This is a genomic window from Pseudomonas sp. 1121_17, assembly GCF_052850745.1.
In genome coordinates, this window is sequence record NZ_VXCX01000014.1 from 58,986 (window position 1) to 77,626 (window position 18,641).

The 18,641-nt window shown below is 63.3% G+C and carries 18 protein-coding genes; 6 read left to right on the top strand and 12 right to left on the bottom strand.

All coding sequences use genetic code 11. From position 1 onward, the window contains the following. Positions 1-56: 56 nt before the first annotated feature. From FW789_RS21430 to FW789_RS21440, 3 genes are all read right to left on the bottom strand, one after another. Positions 57-1,031: a FecR family protein gene (locus tag FW789_RS21430; protein WP_446431995.1), complete on the bottom strand. Its 975-nt coding sequence runs from the start codon at positions 1,029-1,031 to the stop codon at positions 57-59. Next, positions 1,028-1,534, bottom strand: a complete 507-nt coding sequence (locus FW789_RS21435) for a sigma-70 family RNA polymerase sigma factor (RefSeq protein WP_103437603.1) — start codon at positions 1,532-1,534, stop codon at positions 1,028-1,030. The genes FW789_RS21430 and FW789_RS21435 overlap by 4 nt, the downstream gene beginning before the upstream one ends. A 111-nt stretch (positions 1,535-1,645) precedes the next feature. After that, on the bottom strand, positions 1,646-2,245 hold the full coding sequence (locus tag FW789_RS21440; RefSeq protein WP_446431996.1) for an NAD(P)H-dependent oxidoreductase: 600 nt from the start codon (positions 2,243-2,245) through the stop codon (positions 1,646-1,648). A 90-nt stretch (positions 2,246-2,335) separates the two neighbouring features. On the opposite strand from FW789_RS21440, the gene FW789_RS21445 reads away from it, so the two are divergent. Further along, entirely contained in the window at positions 2,336-2,932 is a 597-nt protein-coding gene (locus FW789_RS21445) for a TetR/AcrR family transcriptional regulator (RefSeq protein ID WP_181107457.1), read from the top strand. 30 nt (positions 2,933-2,962) lie between these two features. On the opposite strand, the gene FW789_RS21450 is transcribed toward FW789_RS21445, so the two are convergent. Continuing rightward, positions 2,963-3,898 carry an AraC family transcriptional regulator N-terminal domain-containing protein gene (locus tag FW789_RS21450; protein ID WP_446431997.1) on the bottom strand — a complete coding sequence of 312 codons (936 nt, stop codon included), beginning with the start codon at positions 3,896-3,898 and terminating at the stop codon, positions 2,963-2,965. Between the two features lie 179 nt (positions 3,899-4,077). On the opposite strand from FW789_RS21450, the gene FW789_RS21455 reads away from it, so the two are divergent. Further along, positions 4,078-5,130: an NAD(P)-dependent alcohol dehydrogenase gene (locus tag FW789_RS21455; RefSeq protein WP_101319963.1), complete on the top strand. Its 1,053-nt coding sequence runs from the start codon at positions 4,078-4,080 to the stop codon at positions 5,128-5,130. Positions 5,131-5,145: 15 nt separating this feature from the next. Here FW789_RS21455 and FW789_RS21460 read toward each other — a convergent pair whose 3' ends face one another. Next, positions 5,146-6,462, bottom strand: coding sequence for a hypothetical protein (locus tag FW789_RS21460; protein WP_181107461.1), 1,317 nt, complete (start codon positions 6,460-6,462; stop codon positions 5,146-5,148). Between the two features lie 200 nt (positions 6,463-6,662). Here FW789_RS21460 and FW789_RS21465 point away from each other — a divergent pair, with 200 nt between their 5' ends. After that, positions 6,663-7,865, top strand: a complete 1,203-nt coding sequence (locus tag FW789_RS21465) for a sugar transporter (protein ID WP_427117233.1) — start codon at positions 6,663-6,665, stop codon at positions 7,863-7,865. Positions 7,866-7,873: 8 nt separating this feature from the next. Here the strand turns inward: FW789_RS21465 and FW789_RS21470 are convergent, their stop codons facing one another. Then, positions 7,874-8,458, bottom strand: coding sequence for a LysE family translocator (locus FW789_RS21470; RefSeq protein ID WP_446431998.1), 585 nt, complete (start codon positions 8,456-8,458; stop codon positions 7,874-7,876). Between the two features lie 50 nt (positions 8,459-8,508). Then, the gene (locus FW789_RS21475) at positions 8,509-9,339 is read right to left on the bottom strand and encodes an AraC family transcriptional regulator (protein ID WP_103437595.1); all 831 of its coding nucleotides are present in this window, start codon (positions 9,337-9,339) and stop codon (positions 8,509-8,511) included. A gap of 191 nt (positions 9,340-9,530) precedes the next feature. Here FW789_RS21475 and nfsB point away from each other — a divergent pair, with 191 nt between their 5' ends. Then, positions 9,531-10,181, top strand: coding sequence for an oxygen-insensitive NAD(P)H nitroreductase (gene nfsB / locus FW789_RS21480; protein WP_101319950.1), 651 nt, complete (start codon positions 9,531-9,533; stop codon positions 10,179-10,181). On the opposite strand, the gene FW789_RS21485 is transcribed toward nfsB, so the two are convergent. Beyond that, positions 10,168-11,103: a LysR family transcriptional regulator gene (locus FW789_RS21485; protein WP_446431999.1), complete on the bottom strand. Its 936-nt coding sequence runs from the start codon at positions 11,101-11,103 to the stop codon at positions 10,168-10,170. The genes nfsB and FW789_RS21485 overlap by 14 nt on opposite strands. Positions 11,104-11,216: 113 nt before the next feature. On the opposite strand from FW789_RS21485, the gene FW789_RS21490 reads away from it, so the two are divergent. After that, positions 11,217-12,416, top strand: a complete 1,200-nt coding sequence (locus FW789_RS21490; protein ID WP_411563002.1) for an MFS transporter — start codon at positions 11,217-11,219, stop codon at positions 12,414-12,416. A 15-nt stretch (positions 12,417-12,431) separates the two neighbouring features. Here FW789_RS21490 and FW789_RS21495 read toward each other — a convergent pair whose 3' ends face one another. Beyond that, the gene (locus tag FW789_RS21495; protein WP_446432000.1) at positions 12,432-13,586 is read right to left on the bottom strand and encodes a cysteine desulfurase family protein; all 1,155 of its coding nucleotides are present in this window, start codon (positions 13,584-13,586) and stop codon (positions 12,432-12,434) included. A gap of 132 nt (positions 13,587-13,718) precedes the next feature. After that, positions 13,719-14,645 carry a LysR family transcriptional regulator gene (locus FW789_RS21500; RefSeq protein WP_446432001.1) on the bottom strand — a complete coding sequence of 309 codons (927 nt, stop codon included), beginning with the start codon at positions 14,643-14,645 and terminating at the stop codon, positions 13,719-13,721. 139 nt (positions 14,646-14,784) lie between these two features. Between FW789_RS21500 and FW789_RS21505 the strand changes: the two genes are divergently transcribed. After that, on the top strand, positions 14,785-16,014 hold the full coding sequence (locus FW789_RS21505) for an acyl-CoA dehydrogenase (RefSeq protein ID WP_103437589.1): 1,230 nt from the start codon (positions 14,785-14,787) through the stop codon (positions 16,012-16,014). 39 nt (positions 16,015-16,053) lie between these two features. Here FW789_RS21505 and FW789_RS21510 read toward each other — a convergent pair whose 3' ends face one another. Then, positions 16,054-17,145, bottom strand: a complete 1,092-nt coding sequence (locus FW789_RS21510) for a TerC family protein (protein ID WP_225912981.1) — start codon at positions 17,143-17,145, stop codon at positions 16,054-16,056. A gap of 164 nt (positions 17,146-17,309) precedes the next feature. Next, entirely contained in the window at positions 17,310-18,617 is a 1,308-nt protein-coding gene (locus tag FW789_RS21515) for a substrate-binding domain-containing protein (RefSeq protein WP_103437588.1), read from the bottom strand. Positions 18,618-18,641: the final 24 nt, after the last annotated feature.

An 18,641-nucleotide genomic window follows, 5' to 3' on the forward strand; every position in this document is an offset into this window, starting at 1 on the left:
TGCGACGAGAAATGAAAACCGGACACGGCTGCGAATGATTTTTAAAGATATTCTCACTATGCTGGCATTGGCCCGATCAGTGTCAGCCACGGTGCGTAGTGCTCGACCTTTATAGGCAAAGCTTCGGCGAGGGCGGCCAAGGCCTGTTGCGGCTGGTCCAGCGGGAACACACCCTGCACGCGCAGGCCGCGCACTGCCGGGGCCAGGCGAATGTAACCACGCTGGTAAGGGCGCAGCGCCTCGACCACGGCGTGCAGTGGCTCATCGAGGACCTCCAGCTTGCCGCAGACCCAGGCGGCGCGCTGCAGCTGCTCACCATTGAGTAGCTGAATGCCGTCAGCGCCAAGCAGCGCGGCCTGACCTTGCTGCAGCACTTGCTCCTGTCCATTCGGCAGGCTGGCGCGCACGCTGTGCTGCAGCACGGTAACCCGTGTTGTGGCTGGTTCCTGGCCGACCAGAAAACGCGTGCCCAGGGCCTGGATCTGACCTTGCGCGGCGCGCACCCGCAGCGGCCGCAGTGGGTCTTTGGCAACGTCGATCAACAGCTCGCCGTGACGCAGCACCACCAGCCGTTGCTCGCGATCAAAGCGCAGGTCAACCGCGCTGGCGCTGTTCATGCTGAGACGGCTGCCGTCTTCGAGGGTGAAGGTGCGGCGCTGGCCGCTAGCGGTGTGCAGATCAGCCATCCAGTCCTGCGCCGCGTCGCTGCGCCAGCCGGCCCACAGACCGCCACCCAGCAACCCAAGCCCGGCGAGACTGCGCAGCACCTCACGGCGTGTGCGCGTCGGTTGCAGCAGCAGTTGGCGGGCCTCACTGGCTTGCCCGGGCACGCGCTGATCCAGTGCTCTCAGCGCTGCGCACGGCCGGCCCAGGCGTTGCTGTAACAGATCCCAGGCGTGTTGATGGCGCGGGTCTTGCGCCAGCCACTGGTCGATCCGGCGCAGCAGCGCTGGGTCCGGGCTAGCGGCATTGAGCTCGACCATCCAGTCGATGGCTTGCTCGATCACGTTGTCCAGGCTGCGCGCACTCATGGCTGCAGCTCGCTCAGGTAGCACTGGCGCAGCGCCTGCTTCATGTAGCGGCTGACGGTGCGTTCGGATAGCTGCAATTTGGCCGCGATGTCGACGTAGCTCATGCCGTCGAGCTGACTGTAAAGGAATGTGCTCTTGATGATCGCGGGGAGGCCATCGAGCGCCTGGTCGATAGTCACCAGGGCCTCGATCAGCAGCAGTTGTTCTTCAACTGACGGCGCCACTTGTTCCGGCAGATGGCTCAGGCGTTCCAGGTAAGCCTGCTCAAGTTGGCGGCGGCGGTGACGATCGAAAATCAGTCGACGGGCAATCGTCGACAGGTAGGCCCGCGGCTGCAGGATGCTGTCTGGATCAACCCGCGCACCGAGCATCTGGCAAAACGCTTCGGCAGCCGTGTCTTCAGCATCTGCGCGGTTACGCAGGCGCTTGTGGATGTGTTGGAGCAGCCAGCGGTGATGATCGCTGAAAAAGAAGCCCAGCTTGCGGGTCGAGGTGCTGTCCAACGGTTGATATCCGATCGTGAGTGTGAATCGTTCTCAATGGTAGCTGGATCGGTAGAACTCCCGCAATGGCAGCGTGCTGGCGGTTCACTGCCGTATCAGGGGGCAAAGAGGTCAGGCGCTTATCGCAACCTTGTCGAACAGCTTCTGCCCGATTGAGCGCGCGCTCGCCAGATGGGCAAGGCTCTGGCCGCTCTCGCTGTCATCCAGAAGCGTAGAGCCAAGCACCCGAGCACCGCAGTAATCAAAGATTCCATGCTCTATCTGAGTCGCCATGGCATGGCCGTAACCATGCCGAACGAACGTGCCCGCGTCGGCGCCAGCCAGGCCAACCAGCTGTACCGGCAGGCCGTGGAGCTTTTTGATCAAACGCCCGTCTGGCAAATAGTCGAACGCCCAGCCGTTGCTGAATACGCGCTCGACCCAGCCTTTGAGCAAAGCTGGCATCGACCACCAGTAAACGGGGTAGACCAGCACCAGAGCATCGGCGCATTCGATCCGCGCCTGTTCGCGTAGAACATCAGCCGGAGCTGTCGCCAGGCGCCGATGCACGGCGTGGTCAGCAAGGCCAAAGCGCGGGTCGAATCTCTCAGTGGCCAGGTCGGCGAGGCTGCTGCTGTGGCCCGCGTCGGCAAGGCCCTCGGCGATCTGCGCGGCGAGCGCATGGGTAAGGGACTGAGGATCATGGTGGCCGATGACGATCAGTGCGTGCATGAAGATTCTCCGGAAGGGGCTGCGAGACGGCAGGCGTCGCTATATACTAGCGGTAAGTTACCTTTGGTAAGTTACTTTTGGTAGGTTGCGATGTCAAGTGAGCAGAATCCGCAGTCGCGCAAGCGCCTGTCGCGGGAACAGCGCCGGAGTCAATTGCTGGAAGTGGCTCGGGAAATCGTCAGGCTGGAGGGCACCGATGCGCTCAGCCTCGGCCAGCTGGCACAGCAGTCCGGTGTGACCAAGCCAGTGGTCTACGACCATTTCGTATCGCGAAACGGCTTATTGGTTGCGCTCTATCAGGAATACGACGCGCGTCAGTCGGCGATGCTGGATGCATTGCTGGCGAGCTGTGAACCGACCCTGACGGACCGCGCACGGGTGATTGCCGCAGCCTATATCGATTGCGTGATCAGCCAGGGGCGGGAGATTCCCGGCGTCAGTGCAGCCTTGACCGGTTCGCCCGAGATGGAAGCGCTGAAAAACCAGTGCGAAGCGCCGTTTCTGGACAAGTGCCGGCTCGCGCTGGCTCCGTTCGCGCCGAGTGGCGATATTGCTGCGGCAGGGTTGCGCGTGCTGGTGGGCGCGGCGGATGCCTTGTCGCAGGCCGCAGCAAACGGCGCGCTTGAGCCGGAGCAGGCCAGGCAAGAGTTGCAGGCGACGATTGTCGACATGGTCTTGCGTCAGTAACGCCTGTAGCGCGCTGCATGGCTGAGGTGCTCAGACCGAAGCGGAAAAATCGTTCAGGCTTCCTGGCGCAAATCGTTGGTAAGTCTGCTCATCCCCTGGGCTCTGGGCAAACTGACGCTTGTATTCGCGGCTGAACTGCGAGGTGCTCTGATAACCGACCCGGTGCGCCGCCTGTGCCACGCCCAGGCCTTCGCCGATCAGCATCTGCTGCGCCTTGAGCAGGCGCAGGCGCTTGAGGTACTGCATTGGCGCCATGTCGGTGCAGCGCTTGAAGTGCTCATGGAAGGTCGACACGCTCATGTTGGCGCAGCTGGCCAAGGCTTCGACGCTGAGCGGCTCGGCGTAATGCTCGCGCAGATAAGCAAGCGAGGCGGCTACTCGGGCAAAGTGCCCTTGCTGCTCGACCAAGGCCCTCAGCACACCGGCCTGCGGCCCACGCAAAGCGGTGTAGAGCACTTCGCGCATACGTGCCGGGCCCAGCACCTGGGCATCCAGCGGGTCCTGCAGGCACTGCAGCAGGCGCTCGACGCTATCGCGCATGGCCGCATCGAGTGCCGCCGAGGTCATCGACTGCGGGGTTTGCGCCTGCACACAGGCATCTGGCGCCAGCTGCATGCTCTGCACCAGTTCGCTGAGTACGCTGCGGTCGATATCCACGGCCACGCCCAGCAGTGGCGCTTCGGCAGTCGCGAAGGTCTCGCACATGAACGGCACCGACAGCGCCTGCACCAGGTAATGACCCGCGCCGTACTCCAGGGTACGCGGCCCCAGCCTTGCCAGTTTGCTGCCCTGGGCGAGGATCATCAGGCTCGGTTCATAGATCTGCGGGCTGCTGGCGACGTAGTGATCCCAGCTAAGCACCTGCACCTGCGGCAGATGGGTGGGGACAAACCCCGGGCGCGTTGCCAGGCGGCGAATCAGGTCGCAGAGCGGGGCGTTGGCGTCGACGTGGCGGGTAAGCTGCATAAAGGGCCTGGGCAGAGAATCAGACACTGGCATTCTCGCAGATTTATAGCCTGGCGCTATATCGGATGTGGCGGTTTCGGAGAATCAGGCAAGCATGCCGGAGAATTCACGGTGGCCTCGCTCGCCATCTGGCAGGAGAATGGCTGGCATTGAATCGTTTCACTTGAGAGGTCTTCGCCATGTATACCGCAATCGGTTATGCCGCCCAAACCCCGACCAGCCCGCTGCTGCCGATGAGCTTCGAGCGTCGCAGCCCGCGTGCCGATGACGTCGCCATCGAGATCCTTTATTGCGGCGTCTGCCACTCCGACATTCACCAGGCGCGCAACGAGTGGGGCATCGCTGTGTACCCGCTGATGCCGGGCCACGAAATCGTCGGCCGGGTGACGGCGGTCGGTGCCAACGTCAGCAAGCACAAAGTCGGCGACCTGGTCGGCGTTGGCTGCATGGTCGACTCGTGCCGCGAGTGCCAGGCCTGCGCCAAGGACCTCGAGCAGTACTGCCTGGCCGGCCCGACCATGACCTACGCGACCCCGGACCGGGTCGATGGCAGCAACACCATGGGCGGCTACTCCAACAGCATCGTGGTCAGCGAGCATTTCGTCCTGCGCATGCCGCAAGGTCTGGACCTGGCCAGCGCGGCGCCGCTGCTGTGCGCCGGCATCACCACCTACTCGCCGCTCAAGCACCACGGCGTCGGCCCTGGCCACAAGGTCGGCATTCTCGGCATGGGTGGCCTGGGCCACATGGGCATCAAGTTCGCCAAGGCACTGGGCGCTGAAGTGACCTTGTTCACCCGCTCCGCAGCCAAGGCAGAAGAAGCTCGCCGCCAGGGCGCCGATCACGTCATCGTGTCCAGCGATGCCGAGCAGATGCGCGCCGCCGCCGGGCGTTTCGACTTCTTGCTCGACACTATCCCAGTGCAGCACGACCTCAATCCCTACCTCGACACCCTGACCTTTGATGGCGTGCACATCCTGGTCGGCCTGATCGAGCCGGTCGAGCCACCACTGCATGCAGCCAACCTGGTGCTCAAGCGTCGCGTACTGGCCGGTTCGTTGATCGGTGGCATCGCCGAAACCCAGGAAATGCTCGACTTCAGCGCCGAGCATGGCATCACCTGCGACATCGAGATGCTCGATATCCGCAGCATCAACGAAGCCTTCGAGCGGGTGATCGCTGGCGATGTGAAATACCGCTTCGTCATCGACATGGCCACGCTGAAAGCCTGACTGGCAGGTGACGGGTCACCAAGCCAGTGGCTTGTCCAGGCCCTTCCAGAACAGCCAGCGGCGTAGCTCGCCGTGCTCGCCAGTGCCGATCTGCCAGGCAGGGCGGCCGCTGTCGAGGGCGATCAGCGAGATGAAGCCGGCATAGCTGGCGGCGACCAGGGTTTTGCCATCTGCGCTGATGTCCATAGCGCACAAGGTCGAGCCCAGGTAGTGCTGCCAGTGCTCCTGACCGTCTTCGCCAAATGCCCGCAGATAGCCGTGCGCATCACCCACGATGTATTCGCCAGCGCGGGCTACGCCAGCGTAGATCCGCGCGCCATCCTCGACCAGCGGCGTGCGCGGGTCTTCGCTGTAGTAGTCGGTATCGAGCCCCGGCAGGTCAGCCGTGCGCACGCCCAGGGTGTTGCCGTTGTAAAAATGGCAGGCATTCAGGATCAAATGGTCGCCGCGCTGATTGAACAAGGCAAAGTGTGGGTATTCACCGACTGGGCCGACTTCGGCGACCACCTGCAGTTGATCATCCAGCACCAGATGGCGCGCGCCTTGTTCGCCGATGGCGAGCAGGCGGCCATCGGGCGAGACTGCGCCGTGTTCCATCGACAGGCCCAGGGCGATATCGTCGGGGTCGATCCCTTCTGCCAGATCATCGAGAATCGTCTGCTGCTGCGGCAACAGGCGAATCGCCCGTTCGCCGGTGAGCACAAATATCCCTTCGCTGCTGACCAGCAATACCCGCTGCCCATCCGGGAAGGGGATCAGCGCGCTCGGTGTGGGCGGCAAATCGAACGGTTCGAACGGATAGCCTCTGGGCAAACCCTCAAGGCCATGGGGCCAGGCCATCCGCGCGACCTGCGGGCCACCCCAGCCGTCAGTGACGCGGATACCCTCAGCGTTGGCCAGGGCGAAATAACGTCGCTGCGGGCAGCGGCCAAAGTGCTCGACGCCAATCACCGGGGTCACCGTGCGCCCATCGATGCGAACCACCTGGCCTTTTTCGTGAGGCATGCCAATCCGTGCCAGCAGGCTGCCGTCATCGAGCATGAGCACGCTGGCGATGCCTTGCCCGTGCTGTTCCAGCAGCGGTACCAGCGGCAGGTGGGCGGGCGGCCAGTCGCTGCGAAATGCGCGGCGTTGCTGCTCATCGATATAGGGCTGATTGATCGCCTGTAGCGCCGCCTGCCAGGCCGGCAGCAGGTGCTCGGTGGCAGGCGCGACCGGCTCCTCGAGGTTGTCCCAGCCTTGCGTGCGGCCTTGCGCGACGTAGTGGTTGATGGCCTTGGCATAAGCGATTACGGCCTGCTGCCATTGTTGCTGGGCGTGCTGCTTGTCCATGAACGGATCGGACTCCTTGTTCCGCGGTCTGTCTCTAGAGCGCACATGTTACTCCGCCCGCACTGCGGTTGTGAGGCCCTGGCTTGGCGCGTACCATGGCCGCCATCCTTGATACATATCTATCCGCACCTGCCGCATGCTTTCGCAGCGGGCTGGGTTGCGTGCTTGTCGTCTTTTTTCAGGAGCTGTAATTCCCATCCATGAATGGTCCGATCCCTACATCCATGCCCACACCGGTGGGCGGCGGCAGCTGGCTCAGTGTCATTGCGTTGGCCCTGGCTGCGTTTATCTTCAATACCACCGAGTTCGTTCCGGTGGCGCTGCTCAGTGACATCGGCCGTAGTTTCGATATGAGCACTGCGCAGGTCGGCCTGATGTTGACCATCTATGCCTGGATAGTGGCGCTGGCGTCGCTGCCGATGATGTTGCTGACGCGCAATATCGAGCGGCGCCGCTTGCTGCTGTGGGTGTTTCTGGTGTTCATCGTCAGCCACTTGCTGTCGTGGCTATCGCAAAGTTTCACCATGCTGGTGCTCAGCCGTATCGGCATTGCCTTGTCGCATGCGGTGTTCTGGGCAATTACCGCTTCGCTGGCCGTGCGGGTGGCGCCAGCGGGCAAGCAGGCCAAGGCATTGGGCCTGCTCGCGACCGGTACCACCCTGGCGATGGTCCTGGGCATTCCGCTTGGCCGGGTGGTGGGCGAGGCGCTGGGCTGGCGGGTGACGTTTCTGAGCATCGCCGGCGTGGCGCTGGTGACCATGCTCTGCCTGATGAAGTCGCTGCCATTGCTGCCGAGCCAGAACTCCGGCTCGCTGCGCAGCTTGCCGGTGTTGTTCAAGCGGCCGGCCCTGGTGATTACCTACCTGCTGGTGACGTTGCTGATCACCGCACAGTTCACCGCCTACAGCTATATCGAACCATTTGCCTTGCATGTCGCACAGATCGGCGGCGATCGCACCACCTTGTTGTTGTTGCTGTTTGGCGGTGCCGGGGTGATTGGTTCGGTGCTGTTCAGCCGCTACAGCGAGCGTTTCCCGCAGCTGTTCCTGCTCGGTTCGATGGGGTGTCTGGCCGCTTGCCTGCTGTTGCTCTGGCCACTCTCGGGCAACTTCACTGTATTCGCCGTGTTGAGCATGTTCTGGGGGGTGGCGATCCTCAGCTTCAGTCTGGCGTTGCAGTCCAAGACCCTCAAGCTGGCCTCGGACGCCACCGATGTGGCCATGGCGTTGTTCTCTGGCATCTACAACATCGGGATCGGCGGCGGCGCGTTGCTCGGCAGCATCGTCAGCGGCCAGTTGGGCGTGGCTTACATCGGCCTGGCTGGCGGTTCGGTGGCTGTGCTCGGCCTGATCCTGGCGCTGGTCAGCCTCAAGCGCTTGCGCGCGACGCCTGCGCTCGGCTGAGCCGGCCGCTACAGCAGCAGCGCCGTCCATGCCGAGGCAATCAGCAGCCACGCCAGCAGCTGATTGAACCGGCGCAGGCGCTGCGGCGACTGCAACCAGCGGGCGCTACCAGCACCGAGCAGGGCCCAACTGGTCATGCTCGGCAGGGCCACCAGCAGCAACACCAGCGCCAGCTGCCAGACCGGCTGGCCCGGCGCTGCATACACGCCGATTACCGCCACGGCCAGCAACCAGACTTTGGGGTTGATCAGTTGCAGCGACGCAGCACTGATCGCGCCGAAGGGCTGTTGTTCGGCACTCTGGATCGGCTCGCCGGCACTGCGCAGCAACTGCCAGCCCAGCCACGTCAGCCAGATCACGCCGAGCCAGCTCATCACTTGCTGCGCCAGCGGATAGCGCAGCAGCACTTCGCCCAGGCCCAGGCCAACCGCCCAGACGATCACCGCGGCAGCCGTGGAGGCCGCCACAATCGGCGCCACGCTGGCACGCAGCCCGGCGCGGGCGCTATGGGCGAGGATCAGCACGTTGGTCGGCCCGGGGCTGATGCTGGTGACCAGCGCAAACAAGGTAAAGGGCAACAGGGACTGCAGCATCAGCGGTAACTCCAGAGGGATGGGGCACCATGGTCGCTGCCGCCGCCGGTTCAGTCTGGAAGCTTTGAGCAGCGTCGTTGGTAGGCTGCTGGGGTCAGGCGATACGCCCGGCGGAACCAGCGGCCGAGGTGGCTCTGATCGGCAAAGCCAAGCGCCGTGGCCACTGCAGCGGGGCTCTCGCCCAAGGCCAGCAGGCGCCGCGCTCGAGCCAGGCGCAGCTGAATCAGGTAGGCGTGCGGGGCCAGGCCGAAGGCCGCCTTGAACGCGCGACTCAGTCGAAAACGATCGACCCCGCAGGCCTGAGCCAGCTCGACCAGGCCGATGTCCTGATCGATATGCGCGTGCAGGTAGTCCCGCGCACGCTGCGCGGTCAGCGGCAGGCGTGGGTCGGGATTGAGCCGCTTGCGCCAGTGCAGGTGCTGGGTCAGGCAGGCGAGCATGTCGTCCATGGCCGTCTGGCGCACGATGCGCAGGTCCTGACGGTGCACGGCGTCGAAGGCGCGCATGATCGCCCCGCTCAAGCGCAAATCGTTGCACTGGGTGTCGGCAAAACTGGGCAGGCTATTGGCCGGCGCTTGTTCGAACAAGCCCGGCAGTTCGGCCTGCAGCCAGTCTGGCTCCAGGTACAAGGTGAAGTAGGTGAAGCCGTCGGCAGTCGGCGCCAGGCCATCGTGGATCTCGCCAGGTTCGAGCAGAAATACCTGGCCGGGCGTACTCACATGGCGGGCGCGGCGGCAGTTGAACTGCTGCACGCCTTGCTCGGTGGCGCCGACCAGGTAGCTGTCATGCCAGTGCGGGTCGTAGGCGTGCCCGGTGAAATGCGCGCGCACCGACTCGATGCCGGTATCGGCGTCCTGGCTCAGATCAATCCAGTTGGTCATGGGCGGCAGCTGCTGGTGAGTGGGCCCACTACCTTAACCCACAAGGGCTGCTCAGGTTTAGAACGGATGTGCAGCAGGTTGCGCAGCATTTTCGTCATTGGCATGAAAGTGTTGCTGTATTTTCAGCGGTTTCTATTGGCTGCAACAGCGCTAAGATGCGCGTCGAATCTGCACACCTCAGGAGCTTTTCGATGGACACCGTTACCCTGGCCAAGCGCCGTTACACCACCAAAGCCTACGACGCCAGCCGCAGAATCCCGCAAGCGACCATCGATACCTTGCTCGAGCAACTGCGCCACAGCCCGTCTTCGGTCAATACCCAGCCTTGGCACTTCATCGTTGCCGACAGCGCTGAAGGCAAGGCGCGGATAGCCAAGAGCACCGAAGCGTTTGCCTACAACACCGCAAAGATTCGCGATGCCTCGCATGTGCTGGTATTTGCCGCGCGCACCGAGATGCCTGAAGCGCATCTGCAGGCCCTGCTGGAGCAGGAAGCCCGTGACGGCCGTTTCCACACCGAGCAGGCCAAGGCCGGCCAGGACCTGACCCGGCGCAGCTATGTCGACCTGCACCGCTTCGATCAGAAAGACCTGCAGCACTGGATGGAAAAACAAACCTACCTTGCTCTTGGCACTGCACTGCTGGGCGCTGCCGCGCTGGAGCTGGATGCCACGCCGATCGAAGGTTTCGACAGCAAACTATTGGACGCCGAACTTGGCCTGCGCGAGCGCGGCTTCACCAGTGTGGTGCTGCTCAGCCTGGGCTACCGCAGTGCCGACGACTTCAACGCTGGGCTGGGCAAGTCGCGCCTGCCGGCGTCGAGTGTATTCACCTTCCTTTGACCTGCGGGTCCAGCACCGTTATCAGCTGTGCGCTGAGCGCTTCGACCAGTGCGCTGACCTTTGGCAAATGGCGCCGATTGCGGCGCCAGGCCAGGTGAATCGGCAGGCCCTCGCTGGCGAACTCTGGCAGCACTTCGACCAGGCTGCCCTCATCCAGCTGGCGCTGAACCAGCCAGGTTGGTAACTGGGCGATACCGTGGCCGGCCATGATCGCTATCGCCTGGCCTTCGGCGTCACCGATGGCCAGGCGGCCGCTGATGCTTTTCAGTTGCGTCGCGCCTTGCCGGCCACTGGCGAAATGCAGGGGCGGTGTGCTGCCATCGGCGCAGGCGTACAACACGCAACCAAGTGCCTGCAAGTCGCGCTCATCACGCGGCGTGCCGTGCTCGGCGAGGTAGCTGGGGGCGGCGCAGAACACCGTGCGCTGGCTGCCCAGATAGCGATGTTCGACACCAGCTGGCCACACCTGCGGCCCGCCAATGCGAACGATGACGTCGATGGCGTCCTCGAGCATGTCGACAAAGCGATCGGACAAAGTGATGTGCGGCTGCAGGCGCGGATGGCGCCGGGCGAAGTCGAGCACGGCGGGCAGCGCATGCAGGCGGCCGAAGCTTGCGGGCAGATCGACCCGCAGCGGCCCGCATGGCTCGTTCAGTTCATCATGCAGGGCCATCTCGGCTTCGGCGATCTCGGCCAGCACTCGGCTGCAGGTTCGGTAATAGGCTGCCCCGCTGTCGCTGAGCAGCAGGCGCCGAGTGGTGCGTTCGAACAGCCTGACCTGCAAGCGTTTCTCCAGGCGCGCCACACCCTTGCTGACGGCTGAGCTGGTCAGGTTCATGCGCTCGGCAGCGGCGATGAAGCTGCCTGCGTTGGCGACATTGACGAAGAAGTCGATGTCCTTGAGATGCTCGGCGACAGGCATGGAGGAGGGCCTTGATTAGTGAAAATGGTTCAGCAAATTACGGAAAATCTACCCGTAATAGGCGTGTATTTCCATATTAAGCTTCGCGGCTGAAAGTTTCCGAGCGATAGACGATGCAAAATTCTTCCTTGACTGCTTCCGCAGTCGCCGACTCCGGGCAGCGCACCGGGTTGTCCATTCTGTTGTTCGCGGTCGGCGGCTTTGCCCTGCTGACCACTGAATTCATCATCCTTGGCTTGCTGCCGGGGTTGGCCCGCGACCTGGGCCTGTCGATTGCAGCAGCGGGCCAGTTGGTGACCCTGTTTGCGGTGACTGTCATGCTGTTCGGGCCGTTTCTGACCGCCTGGTTGTCAGCCTATCCGCGCAAGACCCTGTTCATTGCCATCGTGCTGGTTTTTGCCGCCTCCAACGCACTTGCCGCAGTGGCGCCAAACGTCTGGGTGCTGGCGCTGGCGCGTGTACTCGGCGCACTGGCGTTGCCGGTGTATTGGGGCACCGCCAGCGAGAGTGCAGGGCAGTTGGCAGGGCCCGGCCGTGAGGGTTGGGCAGTGGCCAAGGTGTACCTGGGCATCACAGCGGCGTTTGTCTTCGGCATTCCGCTGGGCACTGTCGCCGCCGGGCTGGTCGGCTGGCGTGGCAGCTTCTGGCTGCTGGCCGGGTTGTGCCTGCTGGTCGCGCTGCTGATGTGGGCCTGGTTGCCGAAGTTGCCGCCTGCGCCGCAGCGGGCGCAAGGCGAACGGCAGACAGTGATCTTGCGTGACCGGCGCTTTATTGCCCATGTGCTGTTGTCGGTGCTGGTGTTTACCGCGATGTTCAGCGCCTACACCTACCTGGCAGAAATCCTCGAACAGGTGGCGGGCGTGCCTGCGGCTCAGGTCGGTTGGTGGCTGATGGGCTTTGGTGTGGTCGGCATGCTTGGCAACAGCCTGGCCGGGCGCATCGTTGACCGTAGCCCGCTCGGGGCGACGGTACTGTTGCTTGTCATTCTCGCGATTGGCATGGGTGCGGTTGCTCCCGTGGTCGGCAATCCAGCGCTGCTGCTGATTGCCCTGGCGCTGTGGGGCGTTGCCTACACGGCGTTGTTCCCGGTGTGTCAGGTGCGCGTCATGCAGGCCGGCGCCAAGGCTCAGGCCCTGGCCGGGACATTGAACGTATCTGCTGCAAACGGTGGCATCGCGGTTGGCGCTGCGCTGGGCGGGCTGGTGATTCAATGGTACGGCACTGCAGCGCTGGGCTACGTAGCCAGCGCGGTGGCTGGCTTGGCCGTATTGGCCACGCTGCTGCTAATGGCAGGCGCGAGGCCGCGCGCCTGAACATGTCGCGTGTGGTTACCAGAAGGTCGGCGCAGCAGTCGCCAGCACGCGGGTAAACACCTTGATTGCAGCATCCACATCAGTCTCTGTGGTGTAACGGCCTAGGCTGATGCGCACACTGCTGCGAGCTTGTTGATCGGTAAGGCCCAGCGCCAGCAGCACATGTGACGCAGCATTGCTGGCGGAGTTACAGGCTGAAGTCGTCGACAACGCCAACTCGCTGGCCAGCGCTGCGCTGTTGAAGCCTGGGGTGGCGATGCGCAGGTTCAGGGTGTTGGCGATGCGTTGCTGCGGGCAGCCATTGAGTGCGACACCCGGCAGCGCCAGCAGGCCGTTGAGCAGGCGTTCGCTGAGTTGATGGATGCGCTGTTGCTCGGCCTCGGCGGGTTCGCCTGCCAAGGCGAAGGCGCTGCCCATGCCGGCGATCTGGTGGGTCGCGAGGGTGCCCGAGCGCAGGCCGCCTTCATGGCCGCCACCATGCATCTGGGCACGCATCAGTGGTCGCGCTCGCGGACCGACATACAGCGCACCGATGCCCTTGGGGCCGTAGACCTTGTGCGCTGAGAAGGACATCAGATCGACGGCCTGCTCGCGCAGGTCGAGCGCGATCTTGCCGACTGCCTGGGCAGCGTCTACGTGCAGTATCGCGCCATGGGCACGAACGATCTCGCCAATCGCGGCATAGTCGGTGACGGTGCCCAGTTCGTTGTTGACCGCCATCAGCGACACCAGCCGCGTGTCGTCGCGCAGCGCCTGGCGAACCGCATCGGGCTGAATCAACCCGGCCTGATCGGGCATCAGGCGGGTCACTGCCCAGCCTTGACGCTCAAGCTCGGCCACCGTGTCGAGCACTGCCTTGTGTTCCAGCGCGCTGGTAAGCAGGTGCCCAGGCTCGTCGGCGCCATCGGCGATGCCTTTCAGGGCGAGGTTGTTGGACTCGGTGGCTCCTGAGGTCCAGACCAACTCGTCTGGCTGCGCGCCAACCCGCTCGGCGACCTGCCGGCGGGCCTGCTCGACCACGGCACGTGCCGCTTGGCCATAGGCGTGACCGCTGGAGGCAGGGTTGCCGAAGTTGGCGTGGTGGCCGAGGCAGGCGAGCATGGTTTCGATAACCCGCTCATCGACGGGGGTTGTGGCGGCGTAGTCAAAGTACAGTGGGGCGCTGGGCATGATGGACTGATCCGGGCATGTCGCCTGATGGTGGCGAACGTTAGCGACATGCTATCGGTCTGCAGCCAAAAACTTTTTCCCTTGTTTTCCCGCTAATCCCGATCGGATAGGAGAAAATTCTCTTAAAACCTCTCAAACAGGATCAAACATTTTTTCCTCTTCCACCACAACCCGCTCACACAGCTCGATGATCTGTTCGCGCATCCAGCGGTTGGCTGGGTCCTGGTCGGTGCTTTCATGCCAGTACAGGTGAGTTTCCAACGGCGGTACGTCAACCGGCAGTGGCAAGTGGCGCAGTTGATGGCGGCGGGCGAAACGCTCTGGCACAGTCATTACCATGTCAGTCTGCTGCAACACTTGCGAGGCCATCAGGTAGTGTTGTGAGCGCAGCGCAACCTTGCGTTGCAGGCCCATCTTGCCCAGCGCCAGGTCGACATATCCCAGGCCGTTACGCCGGCTGGAGATATGGATGTGGCTCATGCCCAGGTACTGCTCCAGCGTCAGCTTGGTCTCGGCCAGTGGGTGGCCATGACGCATTGCGCAGACGAAGCGGTCCTGCATCAGTTTGACATGGCGCACCTGCGGGTCGGTGTTGAGCGGCGCATCGACGGCGAAATCGAGGCGGCCAGCGGCCAGTTCCTTGGTGGTTTCGCGCCGTTTGCACAGGAAGCTTTCGATCATCACCGCTGGTGCCAGCCGGCGCAGACGCTGGAACAGCGGCGGCAGCACTACCGCTTCGGTCAGGTCGGTCATGCTGATGCGGAAGGTTTTATTCGCCTGTTGCGGATTGAAGATGCGGCTTTCCTGCACCGAAACCCGCAGCAGCGCCAGCGCGTTGCGTACCGGGCCGATGATGTTTTGCGCCATCGGCGTCGGCACCATGCCTTGGGCGGTGCGCACGAACAGCGGATCGTTGAAGGTCTCGCGCAGCCGCGACAATGCGTTGGACACCGCCGGCTGGGTGATGCCGACGATCTGCCCGGCGCGGGTCAGGTTGGCTTCGGTGTAGATCGCATCGAAGACGATGAACAGATTGAGGTCAACCTTGCTGAGATTCATTGGGCGCCGCTCGACGTGATGTTATCGCTGGATCATATATCGGTTATGAATGTTTATACACGCTGAAAATAGGCTAGGTGGATTGGCGCGCTTGTTCTAGGCTCAGGCCCATGTTCTTCATCCTGTGAAGGTAAGCCCGATGGATTTCGCCTATTCGCCCAAGGTGCAGGCCCTGCGAGAGCGCGTCACTGCGTTCATGGACCAGCATGTGTATCCTGCCGAAGCAGTGTTCGACCGCCAAGTTGCCGCGGGCGACCGCTGGCAGCCGACGGCGGTAATGGAGGAGCTCAAAACCAAGGCTCGCGCTGAAGGCCTGTGGAACTTGTTTCTGCCCGACTCGGAATACGGCGCGGGCCTGAGCAACCTTGAATACGCGCCTTTGGCGGAAATCATGGGCCGCTCCCTGCTGGGGCCGGAGCCGTTCAACTGCTCGGCGCCCGATACCGGCAACATGGAGGTGCTGGTGCGCTACGCCAGCGAGGCGCAGAAGCGCCAGTGGCTGGAACCGCTGCTGCGCGGCGAGATCCGCTCGGCGTTCGCCATGACCGAACCGGACGTGGCTTCGTCCGATGCCACCAACATGGCGGCCACGGCCGTGCGCGATGGTGATCAGTGGCTGATAAACGGGCGCAAGTGGTGGACCTCCGGCGCCTGCGATCCGCGCTGCAAGGTGATGATCTTCATGGGCCTGTCCAACCCGGATGGCCAGCGCCATGAACAGCACTCGATGATTCTGGTACCCACCGACACGCCCGGGCTGAAGATCGTCCGGCCATTGCCGGTGTTCGGCTACGACGACGCCCCCCATGGCCACGCCGAAGTGCTCTTCGACAATGTGCGCGTGCCCTATGAAAACGTCCTGCTGGGCGAAGGCCGTGGCTTCGAGATTGCCCAGGGGCGGCTGGGGCCGGGGCGGATTCACCACTGCATGCGTTCGGTGGGCATGGCCGAGCGTGCGCTGGAATTGATGTGCCGGCGCTCGGTCGAACGCACGGCTTTTGGCCGGCCATTGGCGCGGCTTGGCGGCAACATCGACAAGATCGCCGACTCGCGTATGGAAATCGACATGGCCCGCCTGCTGACGCTGAAGGCGGCCTACATGATGGACACCGTTGGCAACAAGGTCGCCCGCAGCGAGATCGCGCAGATCAAGGTGGTCGCGCCCAATGTCGCGTTGAAAGTGATCGACCGGGCCATCCAGATCCATGGCGGGGCAGGGGTCAGCGGTGATTTCCCGCTGGCCTATATGTACGCCATGCAGCGCACCCTGCGCCTGGCGGACGGGCCGGACGAGGTGCATCGGGCCGCCATCGGCAAGTATGAAATCGGCAAGTATGTACCGGCGGAGTTACTGCGCATGGGCCGCTGAGGGTGGCGCGCCTGGGCAGCGCGCCGAACTTGCACTTGGCTAGCGGTTCCTCAGCGAGTCAGGATTTTCAGTGATCGCTCCCTCCTGAATTGAGCGTGGTGTTGGCCGGTGATGAGCCACGGGGTCTGGTCCATGACCAGGCTGGCCACCCGCTGTCGCATCATTGCGGGTCTTGAGCAACGACAGCACGACCCCGCCCAGCAACAGTGCAAAGGTCACCCCCAGCGAGAGCAGCGCCGGCACCTTGCCGATGAGGCCGTGATAGAAAATCTTGCAGCCGATGAAGATCAACACCAGGGCCAGCGCGTACTTCAGATAGACGAACCGATGCATCAGGGCGGACAGCGCGAAGTACAGCGAGCGCAAGCCAAGGATGGCGAAGATGTTCGAGGTGTAGACAATGAACGGGTCTTGAGTAATGGCAAAGATCGCCGGCACGCTGTCGACGGCAAACACCAGGTCGGCCAGTTCGATCAACACCAGCGCCAGAAACAGCGGTGTGGCGTAACGCAGCGCTTTGCTTTCACCGGGCGGCGTCAGCCGGACAAAGAATTTTGCTCCGTGCACGTCGTCAGTGACGCGCATATGCCGGCGTACAAACCTCAACACCGGGTTGTTGGCCAGGTCCGGTTGGCTATCCTCCTTGGACAGAGCCATTTTCACCCCGGTAAACAGCAGGAACGCGCCGAACAGGTAGAGCACCCAGGCAAAGTTCTGCACCAGCGCAGCGCCAACGCCGATCATGATCGCGCGCAGCACCACCACCCCGAGGATGCCCCAGAACAACACGCGGTGCTGGTAGCGGCGTGGGATGGCGAAGTAGCTGAAGATCATCGCCATGACGAACACGTTGTCCATCGACAGCGATTGTTCGACCAGGAAGCCGGTGTAGAACTCCAGCGCCGACTGCGCGCCCAACTCGAACCAGACCCAGGCGCCGAAGAGTACGCCCACGCTGAAATAGCCTGAATACAGCAGCAGGCTTTCACGCATTTCGATTTCGCGTTCTTTGCGGTGCAGGACGCCAAGGTCAAGCACCAGCAGCCCAACCACGATGACGACGAAAACCAGCCACAGCCAGGCGCTGGTACCGAGTACGGGAGTAGCGAGGTAGGTCTGTAGAGCTGTCATGAGCCCCTCCTTGATTGTCGATGTTGCATGGCAACAGTGATCCGACATGGCGGCGTGGCAGCCGTCAGAGGGGCCCGGTATCACATGGGTTAGAGCCTAGACCCAGATGCCGGAGCTGCCGAGTGGCAGCCTGTTACATTTCTTTGCGTGGCCATCTGCATTCCTCAATACACCCACACCTCGACCCGGCGATTGCGTTGGCGGCCTTGCTCTTGCTCGTTGCCCGCTACCGGCAGCTCGGCGCCCATACCCAGCACGTCGATGTTCTGCAGGCCTTCATGGGCCAGTTCGCGGCGCACTGCCATGGCCCGCAGGCGCGAGAGCAAGGCGGCCCTGCCCGGTGTTTCCTTGGGATCGCCGAAGCCGACCAATAGCGTCCTGGTTTGCTCGTGGCCGGCCTGCTGCAGGAAGTCTGCGACCCGGTGTACGTCGCGCAGCGCTTTGCTGTCCAGGCTCGCACTGCCTTCCTGGAAGCGAAAGTTCACGGTCAGTCGACGTCCTTTCAGAGCAAGGCTGCGGTAGCGCGCTGGCATGTCTGCCTGGGCGGGGATCGGCAAAGCTTTGACTTGCTGATTGACGAAGCCTTGCTCAGCAACGATGACCTGGCCTGCCGGGCTTTGGGCAAAATCAGCCAGCGCCTGGGCCAGCGGCTGCGGACTGGCCGGCAGGTAGAAGTACAAGCGCCGCGACAGCGGATAATCTTCACTGGCAACCAGCGCGCGGCTGGGCGGCAGGGCCGGCGCATCGCCAGCAGCAATGGCCAGGACCTTGGCCCCATGCACGGCCGCAAGGCTGCTGAAGCCAATCGCTTGGCGGTCGCTCTGGACCTGCTCGACCAGCGCGTCGCTGGACTCGAAGCGCCTGGCCTCGCCACTCAGTGCGCTACGTACAGGGTCGAGGACCAACGCCTTGAAGGTCTCGAAGGTACCGGAGCGGTCATCGCGCGCATACAGTCGGATAGCACCGCCCGCTACGCCCAGTTGCTCCCAGCGGGTTACCTGACCGGCAAACACCTGGGCCAGCTGCGCTGTGGTGAGGCTGGTCAGTGGATTGTCTGGATGGACGATCACGGCGACGCCGTCGAGGCCGATGACCTGCTCGGAACGGCCGCTGCGCAAGTCGCCGAACGCCTGCAACTGATCTACCTCGACGTCACTGATCGGTCGCGAGGATGCAACCAGGTCTGCCGCGCCACTGCCCAGTGCAGCGAAACCGGTACTGCTGCCGTGAGCTGCGATCAGCACGCTGAGGAGTTCGCCATCGCGACCCTGCGCCGTAATGGCGATTTCGTTGGGCACAGCCCCTGTGGAATGCTCGATCGCCGTCGCGTCCTTGCTGCGCAGCATCCCCTGAACCAGCGCAGGCCCAAGCGCAGTGCCGATGGTGTTAGAACCCTGAATGCGCAATTGCACCGGCTCAGCCAGGCAGAGCAGTGGCAGCGACAACAGCAGGAGTGAGAGCAGACGCGGCATGCCGGAAACCTGGGGCACAGTGAT